Origin of the sequence: Stenotrophomonas lacuserhaii, from assembly GCF_039674585.1 — a bacterium.
Taxonomy (GTDB): domain Bacteria; phylum Pseudomonadota; class Gammaproteobacteria; order Xanthomonadales; family Xanthomonadaceae; genus Stenotrophomonas; species Stenotrophomonas pennii_A.
In genome coordinates this window covers 35,405-55,942 of sequence record NZ_JBDJNU010000007.1, presented here as the reverse complement: position 1 = coordinate 55,942, position 20,538 = coordinate 35,405, and the positions used below count along the sequence as shown (strand labels likewise).

Below are 20,538 nucleotides of genomic sequence, written 5' to 3'. Positions count from 1 at the left end.
CCCTGACCCGTAGTAGCGAGCTTGCTCGCTACGCGGTGACCTTGCTCGCTACGCGGTGGCGAGCAAGCTCGCCACTACGGCACGGCGTGCTGCAGCGGCACGGCGGCCAGCACCTGCTGCCAGGGAAACAGCGGGCCCGGATCGCGTTTGCGCGGCACCGTGATCGCGGGATCGTCGCTGGCCGGGACCCGCTCCAGGTCCAGCTCGTCGTGGCCCACGATGTGGCGCAACGACGGGTGGCGCGCTGCCAACGCGCGCACCAGGACCAGCAGCGCAGCGATCTGTGCCTCGGGGTAGGTTTCCTGCATAGACTGGCACCGGCTGTCGAACCAGTCCGGATAGCGGCCGATGTTGACCAGCTCGATGCCGATCGACGTCTCGTTCATGCCCCGCACGTGGTGGGCGATGCGGTCCGTGGCCACGTACTGGTACACGCTGCCATCGCGGTCGATGTAGAAGTGGCCGCTGTTGCCGGTCCCGCTTTCATACAGCGGCTTCTCACCGTACTGGCGTGCCGTGGCCAGGTCGGGCAGTTCGGTGCAATGCACCACCACCGTCTGCAGGGCGTGCGTTGCACGCAGTGGCAGCAGGTCGTGGTACGGCAGCGGCTGGATCTGCAGCCCGGGAATCAGCGGTTTCGGCATGTGCCGATGCTAGCATTGCGCGATGAACTGCATTCCCGAAATCATCCCTGCGCGCCACCGGCCGGTGCCCGCATGAGCCGTGGCCACTGCATCCTGTCGCATGGCTTCGAAAGCGGTCCGGAGGCCATCAAGGTGACCGCGCTTGCCGACGTGGCCGCGCGCCTTGGCTGGACCCACGAACGGCCCGACTTCATGGACCTGGATGCCAAAGCGGACGTAAGCCGGCTCGGCGATGTGCCGGCTCGGCTGCAGCGGCTGATCGTGCTGGCCACGGCCGCCGTGGCACGCGGCCCGGTGGTGCTGGCCGGTTCCAGCCTGGGCGCCTACATCTCCGCCATTGCCTCGCTGCAGGTACCGGTGGCCGGCCTGTTCCTGATGGTGCCGCCGACCACCATGGGCCCCATGCCGGCCCTGGATGCGGCGGCCGTTCCGACCAGCGTGGTGCATGCCTGGCATGACGAACTGATCCCCGCGGCGGGTGTCATCGAGTGGGCGCGCAAGCGCTCCGCTTCGCTGCTGCTGGTCAACGACGGCCATCGCCTGAACGACCACGTGGCCGAATCCGCGGCCGCCTTCGAAGCGCTGCTGCGCCGCCTGTAAAGCGTGGCGACCAACGGTCGCCACCCACCAAGGCCTGAAGGTGGGTGACGACCGTTCCCCACGGTGGGTGACGACCGTTGGTCGTCACGCTCTTTCCGGCCCCCTGACACCCTTCAGGGCGGGCCGGCCCACCAGCGATTACAATGGGGCCCCCGTGCCGCCGGCATGGGCGCGGGCCCGTTGCCAGGGCCTGCCCGATCCTGCGCCGCGCAAGCGGCCGCCCCACCTGCGAAACCGATCCCGTGAATTTCTTCGTCTCCTGCGCCAAGGGCCTGGAATACCTGCTTGCCGACGAGCTGTCGGCCCTGGGCCTTGCCAAGGCGACCGCCACCATTGCCGGCGCCAACGCCGAAGGCGACCTGGCCCAGGCGCAGCGCGTGGTGCTGTGGTCGCGCCTGGCCAGCCGCGTGCTGTGGCCGCTGGCCGAGTTCGACTGCCCCGACGAACAGGCCCTGTATGACGGCGTGCACATGATGCCGTGGCAGGACCACATGAAGCCGGAGATGACCCTGGCCGTGGATGCCCACGTGTCCGGCGACAAGATCACCCATGCGCGGTTTGCCGCGCAGCGGATCAAGGACGCGGTGGTCGACCGCATGCGCAGCGAGGGGCTGGAGCGCCCGTCGGTGAATACCGATCTGCCCGACATCCGCATCAACCTGTCGCTGCGCAAGGGCCGGGCCACGATCTCCATCGACCTCGGTGGCGGCCCGCTGCACCGCCGCGGCTGGCGTGGCGCCGCCCATGATGCGCCGCTGCGCGAGAATCTGGCCGCCGCCGTGCTGCTGCGTGGCCAGTGGCCGCGCCTGCACGCTGCCGGGGGTGGCCTGCTGGACCCGATGTGCGGCAGCGGCACGCTGCTGATCGAAGGCGCCTTGATGGCTGCCGACGTGGCGCCCGGCCTGATGCGCCATGGCAGCCTGCCGCCGAGCCGTTGGCTGGGCTTCGACAAGGACAGCTGGAAAGCCCTGTTGGCCGAGGCGCGCGAGCGCGAGACCGCCGGCCTGGCCGCGCTGAAGCCGGTGGTGTTCGGCAGCGATATCGATCCGCTGGCGATTGCCGCGGCGCGCGAAAATGCCGAAGTGGCCGGCGTCGCGCATGCGATCACCTTCACCCGCGCCGATATCGATGACCTGCCGGCGCCGCCGCTGGAGATCGGCACGGTGGTCTGCAACCCGCCCTATGACGAACGGCTGGCGGCCGATCCGGCGCTGTACCGCCGGCTCGGCGATGCGCTGCAGAAGGCGGTACCGCAGTGGCGCGCCAGCCTGCTGTGTGGCGATGACGAACTGTCCTTCGCCACCGGCCTGCGTGCCGGCAAGAAGTACCAGATGTTCAACGGTGCACTGGAGTGCGCGCTGATCGTGTGTGATCCGGTTGCCGTGCCCAAGCGCGACCCGGCCGTGCCACGCGAATTGAGCGAAGGCGCGCAGATGGTGGCCAACCGCATCCGCAAGAACCTGAAGAAGTTCAAGACCTGGCGTGCGCGCGAGCAGGTGACCTGCTTCCGTGCCTACGATGCCGACCTGCCCGAATACGCGGCGGCCATCGACGTGTACCAGGAAGACGGCGGCAAGGGCCGCACCTTCCTGCACGTGCAGGAATACGCCCCGCCGGCGACCATCCCCGAGAACGACGTGCGCCGCCGCCGCAACGAACTGCTGTCGGCTGCGCGCGAGGTGTTCCAGGTGCCGCCGGAGCAGGTGGCGCTGAAGTCGCGCGAGCGCGGCAAGGGCGGCAGCAAGTACGGTCGCTTCGAGCGGCGCGATGAGTTCCTCGTCGTGCGCGAGAACAACGCGCTGCTGCGGGTGAACCTGTTCGACTACCTGGATACCGGCCTGTTCCTGGACCACCGTCCGCTGCGCCGGACGATGGCCGAACAGATACGAGGCAAGCATTTCCTCAACCTGTTCTGCTACACCGGTGTGGCCAGTGTGCAGGCGGCGGTGGCGGGGGCGGCCAGCACCACCAGCGTGGACCTGTCGGCGACCTACCTGCAGTGGTGCTATGACAACCTGGCCTTGAACGGGCAGGGCGGCAACCAGCACCTGCTGGTGCAGGCCGATGCGATGGCCTGGCTGGAGGCCGATGAAGGCCTGTACGACGTGATCTTCTGCGATCCGCCGACCTTCTCCAACTCCGCGCGTGCCGAGGATTTCGACGTGCAGCGCGAGCAGCTGCGGCTGTTGCGTGCGGCCGTGGCGCGGCTTGCACCGGGCGGCGTGCTGTACTTCTCCAACAACTTCCGCCGCTTCAAGCTGGAAGAAAACGCGATCGCCGGGTTCGCCACGTGCCGCGAGATCAGCCCACGCACCATCGGGCCGGATTTCGAACGCAACGCGCGCATCCATCGCGCGTGGGAACTGCGCGCGCTGTGATCGCATCAGATGGGTCGCGCCCCGCGCGACCCCGGTAGTGACGGCCGCTGGCCGTCCTGCTTTGCGCACCCCGCCGAGCTTGGCTCGGCGCTCCCCCCGCGCCCGCCGTTCCCCGGTCGCGCCGAGCCAGGCTCGGCGAGCGCAGCGGTAGAAGCGTGACGACCAACGGTCGTCACCCCCCAAACGCGGTTCACACCAACGCGGCAACCAGCCCCAGCACCGAGAACGCCAGCGCCAGCGGCGCGATCCAGCGCGGCTTCCACGGATACAGCCCGAAGGCCAGCAGCAGCCCGGCGATGGTCATCGTGCCCAGCCACAGCACCGGCCCCATCGCCCAGCCGTGGTCCACCACGCTCAGGCCGAATGCCACACCCAGCAGCGCCCAGCCCAGCACCGACCATTGCCGGCGCCGCGACAGCGGCGCGGCCTGCTTGCCATGCAGCTCCAGCTGGTGCTTTTCCATCGCCAGCGACAGTGCGGTGAATGCGCTGAAGGACAGGCCCAAGGCCAACAGCATCATGCCTTCGCCTCCATCGGCACCGCACTGCCCCCGGTTGCCGCGGCCGCGCGCTTTTTCTTCTCTGCCGCGCTCAACGGTGGCGTCCAGCGCTGCATCCGCCAGCCGCACATCGCCAGCATCGCGCCGAAGGCCAGCATCACCAGGTCGAAGCCGGCCAGCACCCAGTCGCCGGCCGGAATGGTCACGCCAAGATGGGCGTGGGTGGTCAGCGCATTGAGCAGCGGCAACAGCGCGAACAGGGCGGCGCCGAGGTACAGCTGCCAGGTCCACATCATCCGCTTCGGCCAGATGAACGCTGCCAGCAGCGCCGCCCCCCAGGCGTAGAAGAACACGCTTACCTCCGCATCGGCGCGATCGGGCAGCTGCAACGGCAGCAGCCGGTTGGCCCAGAAGTACGATGCGAAGGCGATCGGCAGGCCGGCCACCGCGCCGATGTTCAGCGCGTCCACCAAGCGCAGGCCGAAGCCGATCCGGCCACTTCTGGCGTGCTTGGGCCGTTCCTTCACTGCCCACAGCACCACGCCGCTGGCAACCATCAGGCAGCCGGTCAGGCCGGACAGGAAGAACAACGCACGCAGTCCCCAGTCGGCGAAGCGGGCCAGGTGCAGCCCGTACATCACCCCGCGGGTCGCGGTGGCTGCGCCGGAGGCCGGTGATTCCATCAGCAGCGTGCCGGTCACCATGTCGTAGCGCAGCGCCGGCGTATCGACGGACAGGCGGCGGCCATCGCGCTGGCGGATGTCGATCACCGCATTGGCCGCGCCCGGGTGGGCGACGGTGAAGCCGGACACATCCACGCCTTTCCAGTGCGTGCGCGCGCTGTCCAGCAACTGCTGGATCGGCAGCGGTGCAACGCGCCCTTCGGCCGGTGCACTGACCTCGGGCATGCCGCCGAACGCCTCGCTGAAGAACGCATCTTCATCGGTCGGGTAGGCCGCCTTGATGCCCCACGGCAGGTACATCACCATCAGGGTGACGATGCCGGTGTAGGTGATCATCGCGTGGTACGGCAGCGCCATCACCGCGCTGACGTTGTGGAAATCCAGCCAGGAACGCAGGCCCTTGTCCTTGCGGAAGGTGAAGAAGTCCTTGAAGATCTTCTTGTGGGTGATCACCCCGGTGATGATCGCCACCAGCATGAACATCGCGCAGAAGCCCACCAGGTAACGCGCCCACAGCACCGGGATGTAGTGCAGGTCGAAGTGCAGGCGGTAGAAGAATTCGCCGCCCCGGGTGTCGCGGGCTTCCAGCTTTTCGCCGGTGTTCGGATCTACCGTGGCATCGCCGAAGCGTCCGCCACCGCGGCGGCGCCGCTCGCCTTCCACCGGCGGTTTGACCATCGATTCCGGATTGCGCCAGAACATCCGCATGGCCGGGTTGCGCGGGTCGGGCAGGGTGACAAACCAGGTCTCGGCGTGGCCGGCATGTTGCTGCAGGTAGTGCACCGCGCGCTCGGCGGCGACATCGGTACTGACCGTGGTGGCCGGCAGCTCCGGGCGCATCCAGCGGCTGATTTCCTCGCGGTAATAGCTGGCGGTGCCGGCCATGAAGATCAGCAGCAGCAGCCAGCCCACCAGCAGGCCGGTCCAGGTATGCAGCCAGGCCATCGACTGGCGGAATCCGTTCTTCATGCCCACGCTCCCAGCGCCCGCGCAACCGCAGCCATCACCACGGTGGGCAGCAGAATGCCGATCCACGCGCGCAACGCCGTGCGCGTGGCAAAGGCCCACAGCGCCGCGCAGGCACACACCACGATCGCCAGCAGCATGCCGGTCAGCACGCTCTGGCCGCGCGCGCCGGGCAACGCCAGCGCGCAGAACACGCTGGTCACCGCGGCCAGCGCGTAGCCACCGAGGATGGCGGCCATGCTGCGCGAAAACACCCCCCAGCCGGGGCGGGCGAAGAACGTGGCCAGGCGGGTGCTGGCGGTCGTGCTGGCAGTAGTAGGCGAGCGGTCCACGGTGATCCTGCGGTTGCGTTTGATGGCATCGCTGCCAGTGGAAAAGGGGGCCATCCGTGGCCGGCCACCGGCACATCGCCGGCGGCATCCGTCAGATCGTCAGAGCTTCCAGCGCAGCGTCATGGTCACGTTGCGCGGTTCGCCCCAGTACACGCCCTGGTAGAAGCCGACATTGTTGTAGTACGCCTTGTCCAGCACGTTGTTGATGTTGAGCTGCGCACTGAAGTTCTGATTGAAGCGGTAACCGGCCGACAGGTTCACCAGGTAGAACGCATCCTGTTGGATGCGCGCACTTTCGGTGCGGCCGCTGCTCAGGTAGTCCGCGCGCGGCCTGGTGCTGTTGTTCCAGATGCCGCTCTGCCACGTCGCGCCACCGCCCAGCCAGAACCGGCCGTCGATGCCGCCCGGGCGCCAGCTGGCGTTGAGCCGGAAGGTGTCCTGCGGGTTGGTGGTCTTCTGCAGCACGCCGGCACGGTTGCGGATGGTGGTGTGGGCAAAGCCGGCAGAGAGGTTCCAGTGCTCGCCGATGCTGCCCTGGGTTTCCAGCTCCCAGCCTTTCACCTTGTTGCCCTTGCCGGTGGAACGGTAGGCCTGGCTGCCATCGGGCAGCGACGACGGCGGGACCGAATCATCGATCTCGGCCACGTTGTCCTGCTCGCCTTCGAAGATCGCCGCGGAGGCATTGAGCAGGCCGCCGAAGAACTCGGCCTTCAGGCCGCCTTCCCACATCGTGCCGACCACCGGTTCCAGATGATCGCCATTGCGGTCGCGGTAGTTCTGCGGCTGGAAGATATCGGCGTAGCTGACGTAGCCGCTGAAGATCGCGTTGAAGTCGTACACCAGACCCAGGTACGGGGTCAGCGAATCGTCGGGCTTGTAGCCGGTGCGGGTGGTGGCGGTCAGGTTGCCGGCGGTGTCATGGGTATGACGCCAGGTCTTGGTTTCCCAGCTGCCATAACGGGCACCGACCACGGCCAGCAGCGGATCAGCCAGCTGCAACCGTGCGGCCACGTAGGCGGCGCGCTGCTTCAGCTCGTTTTCCGACGCCAGGTAGCCCAGCCGGGTGACCGGCAAGCGCGGCACATCGCCGCTCCAGTTGCGCCAGTCCGGCACCACCGCATAGGCGGCGGTGTAGTCGAAGTCGAGCGCATCGGATTCGCCCTTGCGCACCGACTGGCCCAGCCCGAACACCAGTTCGTGGTTGCGCCCGAACAGCTTGAACGGACCGCTGACGTTGAGGTCGACCACCTCCATCGTGCTCTGTTCGTTGAAGTGCGACACATAGGCCGACACGCCGGTGCCATCCGCGCGCGGATAGCCCTGGGCGCCGTACCAGACGCTGCCATCGGTATCGCGGTCGGCGTGGGTCAGGTTGGCCTTGGCCGACCAGCCGTTGCCGAGCTGCTGCTCCAGCCGCACGAAGCTGGTCTTTTCAATGATCGGCCAGGCACTCCACGATGCCGACAGGTTGGTCGAGCGCGGCAGGTTCGCCGGCTTGCCATCGGCGCCCCAGTACGGCACCACGCCCCAGGTCACCCCGGAGGTGTGCGGCGACTGGTATTCATAGCCCAGTTCCAGCAGGGTGCTGTCGGTGACGTCGGCCTGCACGATGCCGTAGAACACGTCCTTGTCCAGTTGGTACACATCGCGGAAGGAATCGCTCTGCTGCTTGGCCGCCACCACGCGCGCCCGGATGCGCCCGTCCAGCGCCACCGGACCGCCGAGGTCGGCTTCCAGTCGCTGGTTGCCCCAGCGGCCCACGGTCAGGTTGGCACCGGCCTGGAAGGTATCGGTCGGGCGCTTGCGAACGAAGCTGATGGTGCCCGATGGATCGCCGGCGCCGGTGGTCAGGCCGGTGGCCCCGCGGATCACTTCGATACGCTCGTAGATCACGCTGTCGGTGTTGGTCTTGATCGACCCGCCGAAGGTATTGAGCATGCCATCGACCTGGAAATTGGTGATGTTGTAGCCGCGCGACACATAGTTGATGCGCTCGCTGTCGGTGACCGAAACGTGCACGCCGGTGACCTGGCCCATGACATCGGACAACGCGAACAGGCCCATGTCGTCCAGCCGCTGGCGGGTGATCACGGTGACCGACTGCGGCGTTTCGCGCAGCGACAGGTCCAGCCTGGTGGCGGTGTTGGCGTGCTTCACCGTGTAGCCGTTCCTGATCTCCCCATCGGCGGTGACCTGCACTGCATCCAGGGTGCGCGCAGAGGCATCGGCCGGGGTGTCGGCGTGGGCGGTGGAAGCGAGCAACAAGCTGGTGATGGCAAGTGCGAGCAGCGAACGGGAGGGGAAGTTGAACAGCGACGACATGAGGGATGCGATTCCATGCAGGTAAAAAAGCCGGCGATGGAAGCGGCCGCGCAGGCGCGCAGGCTCAGCGAGGATGCAGCGCCCGCTCCCATCGTCGCCGCACCGGCTGGGGCGGCGAACGTTGCTGGTACACGGGGCGGCAACGGCGGAACGGGTCCGCGACTGACTGGCTGGGCGTACGTCGATGACTAAATGATAAGTATTCGCATTTAGTTAAGCAAGCGTTTTCAGTACGGTCATGCGCGTGTCCGCACGGGAGTTCAGCGGATGGCGCAGGCCCGGTGGATTTCCTGGTCAACCCGCTGTGGTGCGCTGCGGCCGGTGAACACTTCGGCCATTTCCTTGCGCAGGCGAGCGTCTTCACAGGCTTCGGGATCAACCACGTTGTCGATGACCGTGCCGCGCACGTCCGGCTGGTCGTAGCCAGCCCCCTCGCGGACCCAGCGACGCGCCTGCGACGACTCCTGCGCCACGCGCACGCGATCGGCGCTGGTCAGGTTCGGATCGCGCACCACCGGCCGGCTGACGCCGGTGTCCTGCTCCTTCGGGCAGGGCACCGACTGATAGGCCACCTGCTTGCCATCGCTGCATTTGTACACGCGTTGCGCGTGCGCCTGCGTTGCCAGCGCACACAGCGCCAGCGTCATCAACATCCTGGTCATTGATCCCCCCGGCGCACCGCCTTGGCGCGCGATGCGCGGGAGAATACCGTATTCAGGGAGCGTCGACACCTATGTTGGTGTAGAACCCGGAACAGTAGCGCTGCCCCTTGCGGCTCAGATTGAATCGCTGGCAGTTGGTGTCGTAGCTGGTACCTGTCGCGGTGATCAGGTAGCTGGACAACGTAACGCCGTTCAGGTGGTGCTGGCTGCCGTTGGATTTCAGCGACCAATGCTCATGCGGACCGGTCGAGGCGCCGCCATTGCACAACGCCTGGCCGCGGGTACTGGCCGGATTGGCAATCGGTTCATTGGCGGCCACCGTGGCGCCGGTGGCCTGGCGGATGTTCATCAGGTGGTAATAGGTCGTGGACCAGCCGCCTTCATGCACGACTTCGGCCATGCACGACGAATGGCGCTTGAACGTGCCCGCTGCGGATGACGAGACCCAGTTGTTGTTCTGGTTGCTGCCCCATCCTCCCCCTACCGACATGTCCAGCGATGACATCGGGAAGCGTCCGCTGCCGGAATTGGTATGGGCCCCGCCGACGTGCCATCGCGCGTTGAGGGGATACGGGAACTGCAGCAGATTGGTCGGAGGGGTATCGGCGCGAGGCTGAGGGAGGATCGTGCGCGAGCGCAGCGCCACCTGCCGGGGGCTTGTGAACAGCCGCCGGTAGACATCGTTGAATCCGACGTCGGCCAGCGCGGTCGCGCGCGTATCGTCCATGCCTGACAAGGCGTACAGGGTACGCAGCGGGTTGTCCGCGGACAGCGCCACCGGTCCCATGGTGCTGGTGTCATCGGCGTCGTACATCGCATCGCGCAGGGACTCGGCCACTTCACGCAGTTGCGGCCCGAAACCCGTGGTGGCGACCAGCGCCCCGAACGGCCGTTCCAGGCTGGCAGGCGACGCATCCAGATTGCCCACCACGCCGGTCTGCAATTCCATCAGGGCAAGCAGCACGCGCGGACTGATGCCGCTGTAGCCTGCCCAGTGCGAAAGTGTTTCGGCCTGGGGGCTGAGCTGGGGCGCGTGCCCGGCCAGCCACGTGGCGATATCGAAATCAAACATTTCGTCGTACTGGTACACCAGGTCCCGGCTTTGCAGGGAATGTGCGTCGGCGTATGCCGTGGACACTGTCGATGCCGCGCAGAGCACCGCGAGAAGCACCGGTTTCATCAATCGACGTGCAGGAGAGATCATGATTCGGATTCCAGGAGGGAGCTGAGCGGCAGGGGGATTTCAGGCCGCAACCTTCCCTGGACCCATGCACAAGGGACCATGTCGGGATGTCAGGGACGCTGGCTCGCTGCTGCCGCTATCGGCGGGCGGGCAAGGCCAATGCTAGGCAGGTGCGCCGCCGCCGGGTTTGTCGGCAATCACATAGTTGCCGGCGTTGGAAAGATCCATCGGTGCGCTTGGCCAGCGCTGCGCCATCAATGGGTTACCTCGCGACCACGCCTGCGCTCACGCCGGTAGCAACGTCGTGGCCGCATGCAGCAACAGCCCGATCAGCCCGCCGACCAGCGTGCCGTTGAAGCGGATGAACTGCAGGTCGCGGCCGACGCTCAGTTCCAGCTGTTCCACCAGATGGCGTTCGTCCCAGCCCTTCACCGTCTGCGCGATATGCGCGGTGACGCCATCGCGCAGGCGCGAGGTCAGCCGCTGCGCGCCCTCCAGCAGATGCTGGTTCAGCGCATCGCGCAGCGCCGGGTCCGACGACAGGCTGCGACCCAGCGCGGCCATGCTGCGTTCCAGGTGCCCGGCCAGTGCGGAATCTTCGCTCTGCAGGTCCGCACGCAGGCTGGCGTGGATGCGCGACCACAGGCCCTGCACGTACTCCTGCAGGGCCGGGTGGTCGATCATTTCCTGCTTCAGCTGTTCAATGCGGGTGGCCAGCGCCGGGTCTTCGCGCAGGCGCTGCACATAGCTGCCCAGCCACTGTTCGTAATCCTGCCGCAGCGGGTGCATCGGGTCGGCCAGCACCTGCTGCATTTCCTCCAGCACCGCACCGGCCAAGCGCTCGGCCAGGCTGTCGCCGATCTCGTCGATCGGCTTGATCCAGTTGACCGTGCTGGACAGGGTGGGCCACTCGCGCTGGATGTAGCGCACGATCAGCTGCGATGCCCGTTCCTTGACCTCCGGCTGTTCCAGCCAGCGCGCCAGCCGCTGCAGGCCTTCGTCCAGCACGCGCTGGTGGCGGCCATCGGCGGTCAGCAGGGCCAGCAGTTCACCGGCGGTGGAGGCCGCGTTCCACTGTCGCAGCTGCTGCACCACGAAGCCGTGCAGCTGCCTGCGCACGGCCGCTTCGTCGAAGAAATCCAGCGCCCGCAAGGCCCAGCTGCGCGCCATGTCGGCCAGCATGCGCACCTGCTCGGGCGCGGACAGCCAGCTGCCCAGGCGGGCGGCCGGATCGAACACTTTCAATCGCGCCAGCAGCATGTCCGGCGCCAGGAACTGGTCGCGCACGAAGACCGCCAGGCTGTCGCCGATGCGTTCTTTGCTGCGCGGGATGATCGCCGTATGCGGGATGGGCAGGCCCATCGGCCGGCGGAACAGCGCCACCACCGCGAACCAGTCGGCCATGGCACCCACCGCGGCGGCTTCGCAGAACGCGGCGACCCAGGCCCACACGCCGCGCTCGCCCTGCCAGTGGCTGACCGCGAAACCGGCCAGCATCACCAGCAGCATGCCGAAGGCGATGGCTTTCAGGCGCCGCAGCTGGGCGCGGCGTGGATCATCGGGAGTCGTGGTCATGCGGGCAGTCTACCGGGGCCGGTGTTGGGCCCCGTTGACGGGCAAGTGCATGCGGTAGCGCCGAGCCGTCCTCGGCGAGCGCAGCGGCAGCGTGATGCACGCCGCCCCACGTCCGCATTACGCGCTGAGCTGCGCGCGCAGCGCCGCCAGCTGCTGGCGCAGCGCATCGTTTTCGCGGGTCAGGCTGACGATGCGGGCGCGCAGCGCCGGGGCACCTTCGCCCAGCTGTTCCAGGGCGTGCATCACCTCGGCATCGCGCAGCGCCTGCTCGTCCTCGCTGACCGCTTCAGCCTGCACCGCCACGTCCGGCTTGGCCGCACGCGGCTTGCGGTTGGCTTCGCGGGCACGCTTGGCGGCCTGCTTCAGTTCGTCCTTGCCACCGGTGGCGGCCGCGCGCTGCTCGTCTTCCGGCAGCGATGCCACGGCTGCCGCCGCGCTGATCGACAGCTGGCCGTTCTTCACCGCCTCCACCACTTCCGGCGCCGCCTGCGCACGGATGCGTTCGATCATGCTGATCTGGTTGCTGCTCAGCTTCGCCTCACGGGCCAGTTCGGCGCGGCTGAAGCTCGGTGCCGGATCCCACGGCGGGCTGTCCTGGTCCTCGTCCTGGCCGTCGGCGGTGCCGTCGCTTTCGCGCTGCAGCTTTTCCTGCTCGATGCGCTTGCGCTGGGCCAGGATCTCGCGCTTGCGCAGCGCCAGTTCGCCCCGCTGGAAGTCCGACACGCTGCGCCGGCCAAGGTGCTGTTCGATCATCCACAGGTGGACATCGTCCATGCTCTGGAAGCGGGTGTTCTGCACCGTGTTGAACGGCAGATCATGCTTCTGGCAGATGCCATGCCGGTTGTGTCCGTCCACCAGCACATCGCCCCACAGCACCAGCGCATCGCGGCAGCCTTCGGCCAGGATGCTGCGCTCCAGCGCTTCGTACTCGTCCGCGGTGAGCGGGTCGATGTAGGCCTTCAGTTCTTCTTTGACGACGATGTTCATGGGCAACGGGCAGTCGTGGAGCGGAACCGCCCATTGTACCGGCTCGGGCTGGCGCGTCCCGGCTCAGGCGGTGGCGCGGATCATCGCGCCGAGAACGTCGGCGATCTGGTCGATCTGCGCCGGTTCCACGATCAGCGGCGGCGACAACGCGATGGTATCGCCGGTCTGCCGCACCAGCAGGTTGCCGTCGTGGAAGCAGCGCCGGAACACCTCGTAACCGCGGCTGCCCGGGGCATCGCGGCGCGGGGCCAGCTCCACCGCGCCGACCAGCCCGAAGTTGCGGATGTCCACCACGTTGGGCAGGCCCTGCAGGCCGTGCAGGGCACGCTGCCAGTGCTCGCCCAGTTCGATGGCGCGCTCGAACAGGCGCTCTTCGGCATACACATCCAAGGTAGCCAGCGCGGCGGCGCAGGCCAGCGGATGGCCGGAATACGTATAACCGTGGAAGAGGTCGATGGCCTGCGCCGGCCCCTGCTGCAGGCTGGAATGGATGGCATCAGCCACCAGTACGCCGCCCAGCGGCACCGCGCCGTTGCTGGCGCCCTTGGCAAACGTGATCAGGTCCGGGGTGACGCCGAAACGCTGCGCGGCGAAGGGCATGCCGACGCGGCCGAAGCCGGTGATGACCTCATCGAACACCAGCACGATGCCGTGGTGGTCGCAGATTTCGCGCAGGCGCTGCAGGTAGCCCGGCGCCGGCAGGATGACCCCGGCCGATCCGGCGATGGGTTCCACGAACACCGCCGCGATGGTGGACGCATCGTGCAGCGCGATCAGCCGCTCCAGCGCATCGGCCAACTCCGCCCCGTGCCGCGGCAGGCCCTGGCTGAAGGCATTGCGCTGCAGGTCCAGCGTATGCGGAAGATGCGCACTGCCGCCCAACTGCAGGCCGAACTGACGCCGGTTGTTGGGCAGGCCGCCGATCGCCATGCCACCGAAGCCGACGCCGTGGTAGGCCTTCTCGCGCCCGATGAAGCGGGTGCGCTGGCCTTCGCCGCGGGCACGATGGTGGGCCAGCACGATCTTCATCGCCGTATCCACCGCCTCGGAACCGGAGTTGGTGAAGAACACATGGTTCAGTCCGGCCGGGGCCAGCGCGGCCAGGCGCTGCGCCAGCACGAACGGCAGCGGCGAGCCCATCTGGAAGGTGGGCGCGAAATCCAGCGTGCCCGCCTGTTCGGCGATGGCCTGCACGATCTTTTTGCGGCCATGACCGGCATTGCAGCACCACAGCCCGGCGGTGCCATCGAGGACCTGCCGGCCCTCCACGTCCTCGTAGTACATGCCCTGTGCACGGACCAAAAGGCGCGGTGCGCCCTTGAACTGCGCGTTGGCAGTGAAGGGCATCCAGAAGGCGTCGAGGGTGTCCGGCTGCGTGGTGGCCAGGACGTGGAGCGGCGGGGTCGGGGAGGGCATGGCGGGCTCCGGAACGGCGGCGGTTTTTCTGACTGTAGCGTAGGGCTAAATCGCGCTGGCGTGACTTTAGGCGGGGAATGAGCGGTACGTGCAAGTGACACTCTGCGGTCCGCGCAAGCATCGGCACACCGAGCCCAACGTCGGACTTGACTCAGTCTGAACCAGCGATGACTATCAGCTGGCCGATAACAGGGGTGCAAGGATGCAGATCGTGAAGCAGGGCCGCTTACATGCGGCCGTGGCATGTGCGCGCGCAGGCGCGTGGGCAGGGACAGCGATGGTGTGGGCCGGCATGGCGGCAACGGCGTCTGCCCAGCCCATGCAGCCCTATCAGGAGTACGACAAGCGACTACGGACTGCAGAACAGGTGGGGGCCTTGACCTCGGATCTGTTCGGTGACGCCGTCAACGTCTACGACCAGAGCACCACCTTCAACCAGACCGATATCGATCTGCCGGGAACCAACGCGCTGCCGGTGCGGCTGAGCCGGTCGCTCAACATCCGCCCCATCCCGGCTGTCGGCCTTGCACCCAAGACTTATGCGGGTGCGGCAGACTGGAATATCGATGTTCCCTATATCTCCGGCGTATTCGACTCGGCGTTCCGCTGGAACGTGACCGTCACTGGCGACACGCCTCGCTGCAGTACGAATTTCTACCCCCGCACGGACGTCCCCAACAAGCTCGAAGACGTCTGGTCAGGCTACAACGTCAATCTTCCGGGCCAAGGTGCGCGCTCCTTGGTGGCCATGCCGCCGGACGAGTTCAAGCGCCCCGACGGGCAGGCCCATGCCTGGACCACCACCTCGTTGGATTCAATTACCTGTACCGCAATGGCAGGTGGATACCCCGGCGAAGGGTTTGTGCTGCAGACCACCGATGGCATCACCTATACCTTCAACGTGGCTACCGAGCGCGCGATGGGGCTCATGGCGCGGGATTCCGGAGGCGCCGGTCGCCAGCGTGTGGAGATCTTCCTGATGGCAAGCCGCATCCAGGATCGTTTCGGCAACTTCGTCGACATCAGCTACAACGGTAACGGGCATCCAACGGCCTTCAGCGCCAGCGATGGGCGCCAGATAACCCTCCAGTATTCGGGTGATCGGCTGGTCAGCGCCTCCGCCCATGGGCGCACCTGGACCTACGCCTACAGCGGCGAAACTCTGCAACGGGTAACCCAGCCTGACCAGGCCGCGTGGGAGTTCACGCATCTGGAAGATCGCCGGATCAACTATGAAATCTGGCGCGAAGATATCGGGCCGGGCTGCGGCAACGTCGCACCGATGGCCGACAAGCTTTACCGCCTGCAGATGCGCCACCCATCGGGTGCCTTGGCCACTTTCCGCTTCGACCATCAGCGGCTTGCGCGCTCCGGCGTGCCTGGCATCCTGTGCCAAGGCGAGGCGCAAGGAGGCAGTATCGGCACGGGGTTCCCGATCGTGCATTACACCCCGGTACCGACCTGGTTCGACGTGCTGGGCCTGACCGAGAAAACCATCGAAGGCCCAGGTTTGTCCTCCCCGCTGCGCTGGTACTACACCGACCTTGGTCAAAACTACGGCTCCTGGAGTGGCAACGTTCCGCCGTGCACCACCTGCGTGCAGTCCAAGGTGGTACGCATCACCCAGCCGGATGGCAGCAGTGTCGAGGAGACCTACGGTGTGGTGTATTCGAACAACGAAGGCAAGATGCTGGCGCGCAGTACCGTAGCCGCCAGCGGGACGACTCTGGAAAGCGAAACGCTGAGCTACGTCAGCAGCGTGCAGGTTCCGTCCATGCCATTCCCTGCGCGTTATGGCTCACGCTGGGGCGGTAGCGACGAGTCCTCGGTGCTGGTGCGTCCGCTTGCCAAGAAGGTCATCGTCCGCGACGGCACCACGCTGACCTGGGAGGCTACCGTCTTTGATGCCAAGGCGCGGCCGGTGAAGGTCACCCGCAGCAGCACGCTGGGCCACAGCCGGACTGATACCACTACCTACCACGACAACACTTCTGCCTGGCTGCTGGGCCAGACCGCCAGCGTGACCAACAACGATACCGGCCTGGTGGAATCCCAGACCAGTTTCAACGGGATGGCGCTTCCCGTGGAGCAGCGTCAATTCGGCAAGCTGGTGCAGACGCTGAACTATCATGCCGATGGCGCGGTGGCCAGTTTTGCCGATGGTCGTGGCAACACCACCACGCTCAACAACTGGAAACGCGGCACGCCGCAGACCATCGGCTTTGCCGACGGCAACGGGATGAGTGCAACGGTCGATGACAACGGATGGATCCGTTCGGTCACCAACGAACTGGGTTACCAGACCAGCTATGACTACGATGGGATGGGGCGCATCAACGCCACAGTGTTCGCCAGCGGTGATTCGGTCGCGTGGAATGCCAGTACCCAGGTGTTCGAGCGCGTGGATGCCGATGAACATGGCATTGCACCGGGCCACTGGCGCCTGAGCAGCAGCACCGGCAACCGTCGCAAGACCACCTGGTTCGATGCCATGTGGCGCCCGCTCATCACCCGTGAGTTCGACGCCGGCAATGTGACCGACACCGACCGCTACCAACGCTTCAGCTATGACCATGCTGGCCGCACGACGTTCCAGTCCTATCCCGGCGCAACCACCAACCTGACCAGTGGCCAGTGGAGTGAATACGACGCGTTGGGCCGTCCGACGTCCACTTCGGCCGACAGTGAACTGGGCCTGCTGACCACGATCACCGAATACCTCTCCGGCTTGCGTACGCGTACGACCAACCCGCGCGGGCAGAAAACGATCACCAGCCATCAGGCTTTCGATACGCCGAACTACGACGCACCGACGCGGATAGAGCACCCCGCTGGCGCCTTTACCGAGATCGCCCGCGACCGCTTCGGCAAGCCGACATCGATCAAGCGTCGTAACGCAGACAGCAGCGTCGCCATCACCCGCGCATACGTGTATGACGGGCAGCAGCAACTGTGCAAATCGGTCGAGCCCGAGTCCGGTGCGACGGTGATGGCCTATGATGCAGCGGGTAATCTGGCCTGGAGCGCAGCAGGGCTGGCCCTTACAGCAGCGAATGGCTGCGAGACCGCCACGGCACAGGCCTCCGGTCGCCGCGTGGACCGCAGCTACGACAGTCGCAACCGACTGAATCAACTGAGCTTCCCGGATGGCAATGGCAACCAGACCTGGAGCTACACTGCGGCGGGCAAACCGTCCCAGGTGGTGACCGAAAATGCGGGCAGCCGCCAGGTCATCAATACCTACGCTTACAACAAGCGCGGGCTGATCACCGGTGAAACCATGCAGCAACAGGGCGTGGGTATCTGGACGATGGGCTACGGCTACGATGCCAACGCGGCCATGGCCAGCCTGCAGTACCCCAGCGGATTGCAGGTAACGCTGGCGCCCAACGCACTCGGCCAGCCGACACAGGTAGGCAACTACGCATCGGCGGTGCGCTACTACCCGAACGGTGGGCTGCGTTCGGTCACCTATGGCAATGGTGTCACCCACAGCATGACCCAGAATGCGCGTGCGCTGCCCGCACGCGCCATCGATGCGGGCGTGCTGGACAACACGATCACCTACGATGCCAATGGCAACGTGGCAACCGTGACCGATGCGGTGGAAACCAGCAAGTCGCGTCAGATGCAGTACGACGCGCTTGATCGCCTGACCCAGGCTACCTCGGCTGCGTTCGGTGGAGGCGGCGTATTCCGCTATACCTACGACGTGCTGGACAACATCCGCAGCGCCAAGCTGGGCACCATCAAGCAGCACAATTATTACTACGACGCGCGCAACCGCATGACCACGGTGAACCGCGACGACGGCAGCGCGTTCATGGGCTTGGACTACGATGTCCAAGGCAACCTGGCCAAGAAGAACGGCGAGGTGTTCCGCTTCGACTACGGCAATCGGTTGCGCGATGGCGCGGGCAAGGAGCTGTACGCCTATGACGCCCACGGGCGCCGGGTCGGCAACTACAGCATCTCGCTGGGTGACATCCTGTCGTTCTACGGCAACGATGGGGTCCTGCGCCGGCAGCACAACAAGCGCACCGGCAAGGAGCTGGAGTACGTCAGCCTGGGCACCAGTCTGGTCGCAGAGCTGGAGAGCACGGTAGCAGTCGCTGTCCCGGCGTTGAGCGGGCCGGCCAACGTGGCTACCGGCAGCTACAGCGTCAGCTGGACATCGGTTGGCAACGCAAACCGCTATGAGCTGCGCTATTCCAGCAACGCCGGTACCAGCTGGTCTTCGGCCTATGCCGGCACCGCCACGTCGCATGCGGTAAGCGGCGCACCCACCGGGTCGCGCTCCTACCAGGTGCGTGCCTGCCAAGGTTCCAACTGCGGCGGCTGGAGTACCACGCTGGTGGTGCAGGTCGTACCGGTTCCTGCCTCGACGCCTGCCCTGGTGGTGCCGGCTGCCGGTTTGAATGGCAGCTACAGCATCAGCTGGCCAGCCGTGACAGGGGCCACGCGCTATGTCATCGAGGAGCGCGCCGGGGCGGGTGCGTGGGCATCCGTCCATAATGCCGCTGGGCTGAGTGTGGCCCTGAGTGGTCGAGCCGCTGGTGCGTACAGCTACCGCGGCCAGGCCTGCAATGTGTCTGGCTGCAGCGGCTGGTCTGCCGAACAGGCGATGACCGTCATCTATCCGTCAGAGTCCGCGCCCACCATCACCGCACCGACGAGCAACAACAGCGGCAGCTTCATCGTGAGCTGGACCGCCGTTACCGGAAGCAGCCGTTACGAGCCGCAAGAGCGGCTGGGGACCGGTGCATGGACCAACCTGGCGAACACAACGGCGACCTCGTTGAGCATCGCCGGCAAGCCCACTGGCAGCCATGGCTACCAGGTGCGGGCCTGCAACGTTGCCGGTTGCGGCCCGTGGTCGAACATCGTTACCACGGCCGTGCTGTTGCCGCCTTCCGCAGCGCCTGCAATTACCCTGGCGGCAAGCAATACCAGCGGCAGCTACAACGTCAGCTGGAATGCAGTGGGCGGTGCGGTGGAATACCGCCTGGAAGAGCGCACAGGTACCGGCAGTTGGGGCGCGCTGCAGGCCGAAGCGGCCACGCTGCGCGCGATCAGCGGCAAGGGAAACGGCACCTACGGTTACCGCGTACAGGCCTGCAACGCCGGTGGGTGCAGCGGTTGGTCGGCGGAGAAAACCACCACGGTGCTGCGTGTGCCGGGTGCCGCGGCAGTGACCACGCCAGCCACCAATAGCAGTGGTGCGTGGACGGTGAGTTGGGCGGCTGTGGCTACGGCAACCTCTTACCAGCTGGAAGAGCGGGTCAACGCCGGCGCTTGGGGGCTTGCATACACTGGTACGGCAGTGAACTGGGCAACCAGCGCTCGCGGCACGGGAAGTCATGGGTATCGCGGCCGGGCATGCAACGCCAGCGGTTGCGGTGCGTATTCTGCAATTGTCACCACGGTAGTAACGAGGCCGCCCGGTGCTGCACCGGCCTTGAGTCTGCCCGCATCGAACGGAAACGGCAGCTTCAGCGTGTCATGGGCCGCGGTGACCACCTCCACGCGTTACGAACTGGAAGAGCAGGTCGGAAGTGCGTGGACGCAGCAGCAGAACACTTCCGCGCTGAGCAAGGCATTCACCGGACGGGCCACCGGCAGCTATCGCTTCCGGGTACGTGCCTGCAACGCAGGTGGCTGCGGCGCATATTCGGGTACGGGTACCGTGGCAGTGCTGCTGGTGCCGCAGAGTGCGCCTACGTTGACGGTACCTGCATCGGCTCCCGGTGCTTACACCATCAGTTGGTCCGCTGTTTCCACCGCGACCAGCTACAACGTGCAGCAGAACATCAACGGTGGGGGCTGGGGCGCGCTTGGCAGCTATGGCAGCACCAGTGTCGGGCTGAATCCGGGCAGCTCCGGGAGCTACGCGTATCGCGTGCAGGCCTGCAATGCGACGGGTTGCGGTGGGTGGTCGGCCACCAAGACGGTGGCGGTGCAGCGCCCTCCAGCCACACCCAGCATTACCCATGCGCACCAGCACAACTACTATGCCGGTCCTCACAATGGGGAGTTCTCCTTGTGCAAAGTGACTTGGACGCCCGCGTCATATGCGAGCCATTATGACCTCCAGGCTCACGGCGGAGCGCTCCTCTACAGCGGAGCGGCCACGACTGTAGAAGGCCAGTACCTGACCATTCAATTCTGTGCGACGGTTTATGTTGTGCGCGCATGCAATGCGGCGGGCTGTTCGGATTGGTCCGCGCCAGTCCACCAGACATTGGAGCAGGACCCGTATCCGGGCGATGGGGAGGTGATCCCGTGAGCATT

General features: G+C 66.3%; 13 protein-coding genes. 3 read left to right on the top strand and 10 right to left on the bottom strand.

Features of this window, described 5'->3' with window-relative positions; genetic code table 11:
* Positions 1 to 74 precede the first annotated feature (74 nt).
* A complete protein-coding gene (locus tag ABE522_RS04590) occupies positions 75 to 644 on the bottom strand; it encodes an N-acetylmuramoyl-L-alanine amidase (RefSeq protein ID WP_346590707.1) in 570 nt (189 codons plus the stop codon).
* Positions 645 to 716: 72 nt separating this feature from the next.
* Here ABE522_RS04590 and ABE522_RS04585 point away from each other — a divergent pair, with 72 nt between their 5' ends.
* Together ABE522_RS04585 and rlmKL are read left to right on the top strand one after the other, a co-directional pair.
* The gene (locus ABE522_RS04585; protein ID WP_346590706.1) at positions 717 to 1,244 is read left to right on the top strand and encodes a hypothetical protein; all 528 of its coding nucleotides are present in this window, start codon (positions 717 to 719) and stop codon (positions 1,242 to 1,244) included.
* Positions 1,245 to 1,486: 242 nt separating this feature from the next.
* Positions 1,487 to 3,622, top strand: a complete 2,136-nt coding sequence (gene rlmKL, locus ABE522_RS04580; protein WP_346590705.1) for a bifunctional 23S rRNA (guanine(2069)-N(7))-methyltransferase RlmK/23S rRNA (guanine(2445)-N(2))-methyltransferase RlmL — start codon at positions 1,487 to 1,489, stop codon at positions 3,620 to 3,622.
* Positions 3,623 to 3,812: 190 nt separating this feature from the next.
* Here the strand turns inward: rlmKL and ABE522_RS04575 are convergent, their stop codons facing one another.
* From ABE522_RS04575 to aptA, 9 genes are all read right to left on the bottom strand, one after another.
* On the bottom strand, positions 3,813 to 4,142 hold the full coding sequence (locus ABE522_RS04575; protein WP_346590704.1) for a DUF3325 domain-containing protein: 330 nt from the start codon (positions 4,140 to 4,142) through the stop codon (positions 3,813 to 3,815).
* On the bottom strand, positions 4,139 to 5,773 hold the full coding sequence (locus tag ABE522_RS04570; RefSeq protein WP_346590703.1) for a PepSY-associated TM helix domain-containing protein: 1,635 nt from the start codon (positions 5,771 to 5,773) through the stop codon (positions 4,139 to 4,141). The genes ABE522_RS04575 and ABE522_RS04570 overlap by 4 nt, the downstream gene beginning before the upstream one ends.
* A complete protein-coding gene (locus tag ABE522_RS04565; protein ID WP_406846308.1) occupies positions 5,770 to 6,102 on the bottom strand; it encodes a DUF3649 domain-containing protein in 333 nt (110 codons plus the stop codon). The genes ABE522_RS04570 and ABE522_RS04565 overlap by 4 nt, the downstream gene beginning before the upstream one ends.
* 99 nt (positions 6,103 to 6,201) lie before the next feature.
* Complete coding sequence (locus tag ABE522_RS04560) at positions 6,202 to 8,424, bottom strand: TonB-dependent siderophore receptor (protein WP_346590701.1); 2,223 nt, start codon at positions 8,422 to 8,424, stop codon at positions 6,202 to 6,204.
* Between the two features lie 260 nt (positions 8,425 to 8,684).
* Entirely contained in the window at positions 8,685 to 9,071 is a 387-nt protein-coding gene (locus ABE522_RS04555) for a hypothetical protein (RefSeq protein WP_346590700.1), read from the bottom strand.
* A 67-nt stretch (positions 9,072 to 9,138) separates the two neighbouring features.
* Positions 9,139 to 10,290 (bottom strand): M23 family metallopeptidase, encoded by a 1,152-nt coding sequence (locus ABE522_RS04550; RefSeq protein ID WP_346590699.1) that lies wholly within the window; start codon positions 10,288 to 10,290, stop codon positions 9,139 to 9,141.
* Between the two features lie 264 nt (positions 10,291 to 10,554).
* Entirely contained in the window at positions 10,555 to 11,844 is a 1,290-nt protein-coding gene (locus tag ABE522_RS04545) for a DUF445 domain-containing protein (RefSeq protein ID WP_346590698.1), read from the bottom strand.
* Between the two features lie 117 nt (positions 11,845 to 11,961).
* Entirely contained in the window at positions 11,962 to 12,831 is an 870-nt protein-coding gene (locus ABE522_RS04540) for a ParB N-terminal domain-containing protein (protein ID WP_346590697.1), read from the bottom strand.
* Between the two features lie 63 nt (positions 12,832 to 12,894).
* Positions 12,895 to 14,247 (bottom strand): omega-aminotransferase AptA, encoded by a 1,353-nt coding sequence (aptA, locus tag ABE522_RS04535; RefSeq protein WP_346590696.1) that lies wholly within the window; start codon positions 14,245 to 14,247, stop codon positions 12,895 to 12,897.
* Between the two features lie 376 nt (positions 14,248 to 14,623).
* Here aptA and ABE522_RS04530 point away from each other — a divergent pair, with 376 nt between their 5' ends.
* A complete protein-coding gene (locus ABE522_RS04530) occupies positions 14,624 to 20,533 on the top strand; it encodes an RHS repeat protein (protein WP_346590695.1) in 5,910 nt (1,969 codons plus the stop codon).
* The last annotated feature ends 5 nt before the right edge of the window (positions 20,534 to 20,538 follow it).

What these genes read in the sequence shown, in the direction of transcription:
- ABE522_RS04555 (WP_346590700.1), bottom strand. Translation starts at nt 9,071, where the DNA reads ATGACGCTGGCGCTGTGTGCGCTGGCAACGCAGGCGCACGCGCAACGC.
- ABE522_RS04550 (WP_346590699.1), bottom strand. Translation starts at nt 10,290, where the DNA reads ATGATCTCTCCTGCACGTCGATTGATGAAACCGGTGCTTCTCGCGGTG.
- ABE522_RS04570 (WP_346590703.1), bottom strand. Translation starts at nt 5,773, where the DNA reads ATGAAGAACGGATTCCGCCAGTCGATGGCCTGGCTGCATACCTGGACC.
- ABE522_RS04590 (WP_346590707.1), bottom strand. Translation starts at nt 644, where the DNA reads ATGCCGAAACCGCTGATTCCCGGGCTGCAGATCCAGCCGCTGCCGTAC.
- ABE522_RS04585 (WP_346590706.1), top strand. Translation starts at nt 717, where the DNA reads ATGAGCCGTGGCCACTGCATCCTGTCGCATGGCTTCGAAAGCGGTCCG.
- ABE522_RS04545 (WP_346590698.1), bottom strand. Translation starts at nt 11,844, where the DNA reads ATGACCACGACTCCCGATGATCCACGCCGCGCCCAGCTGCGGCGCCTG.
- ABE522_RS04560 (WP_346590701.1), bottom strand. Translation starts at nt 8,424, where the DNA reads ATGTCGTCGCTGTTCAACTTCCCCTCCCGTTCGCTGCTCGCACTTGCC.
- ABE522_RS04540 (WP_346590697.1), bottom strand. Translation starts at nt 12,831, where the DNA reads ATGAACATCGTCGTCAAAGAAGAACTGAAGGCCTACATCGACCCGCTC.
- ABE522_RS04575 (WP_346590704.1), bottom strand. Translation starts at nt 4,142, where the DNA reads ATGATGCTGTTGGCCTTGGGCCTGTCCTTCAGCGCATTCACCGCACTG.
- aptA (WP_346590696.1), bottom strand. Translation starts at nt 14,247, where the DNA reads ATGCCCTCCCCGACCCCGCCGCTCCACGTCCTGGCCACCACGCAGCCG.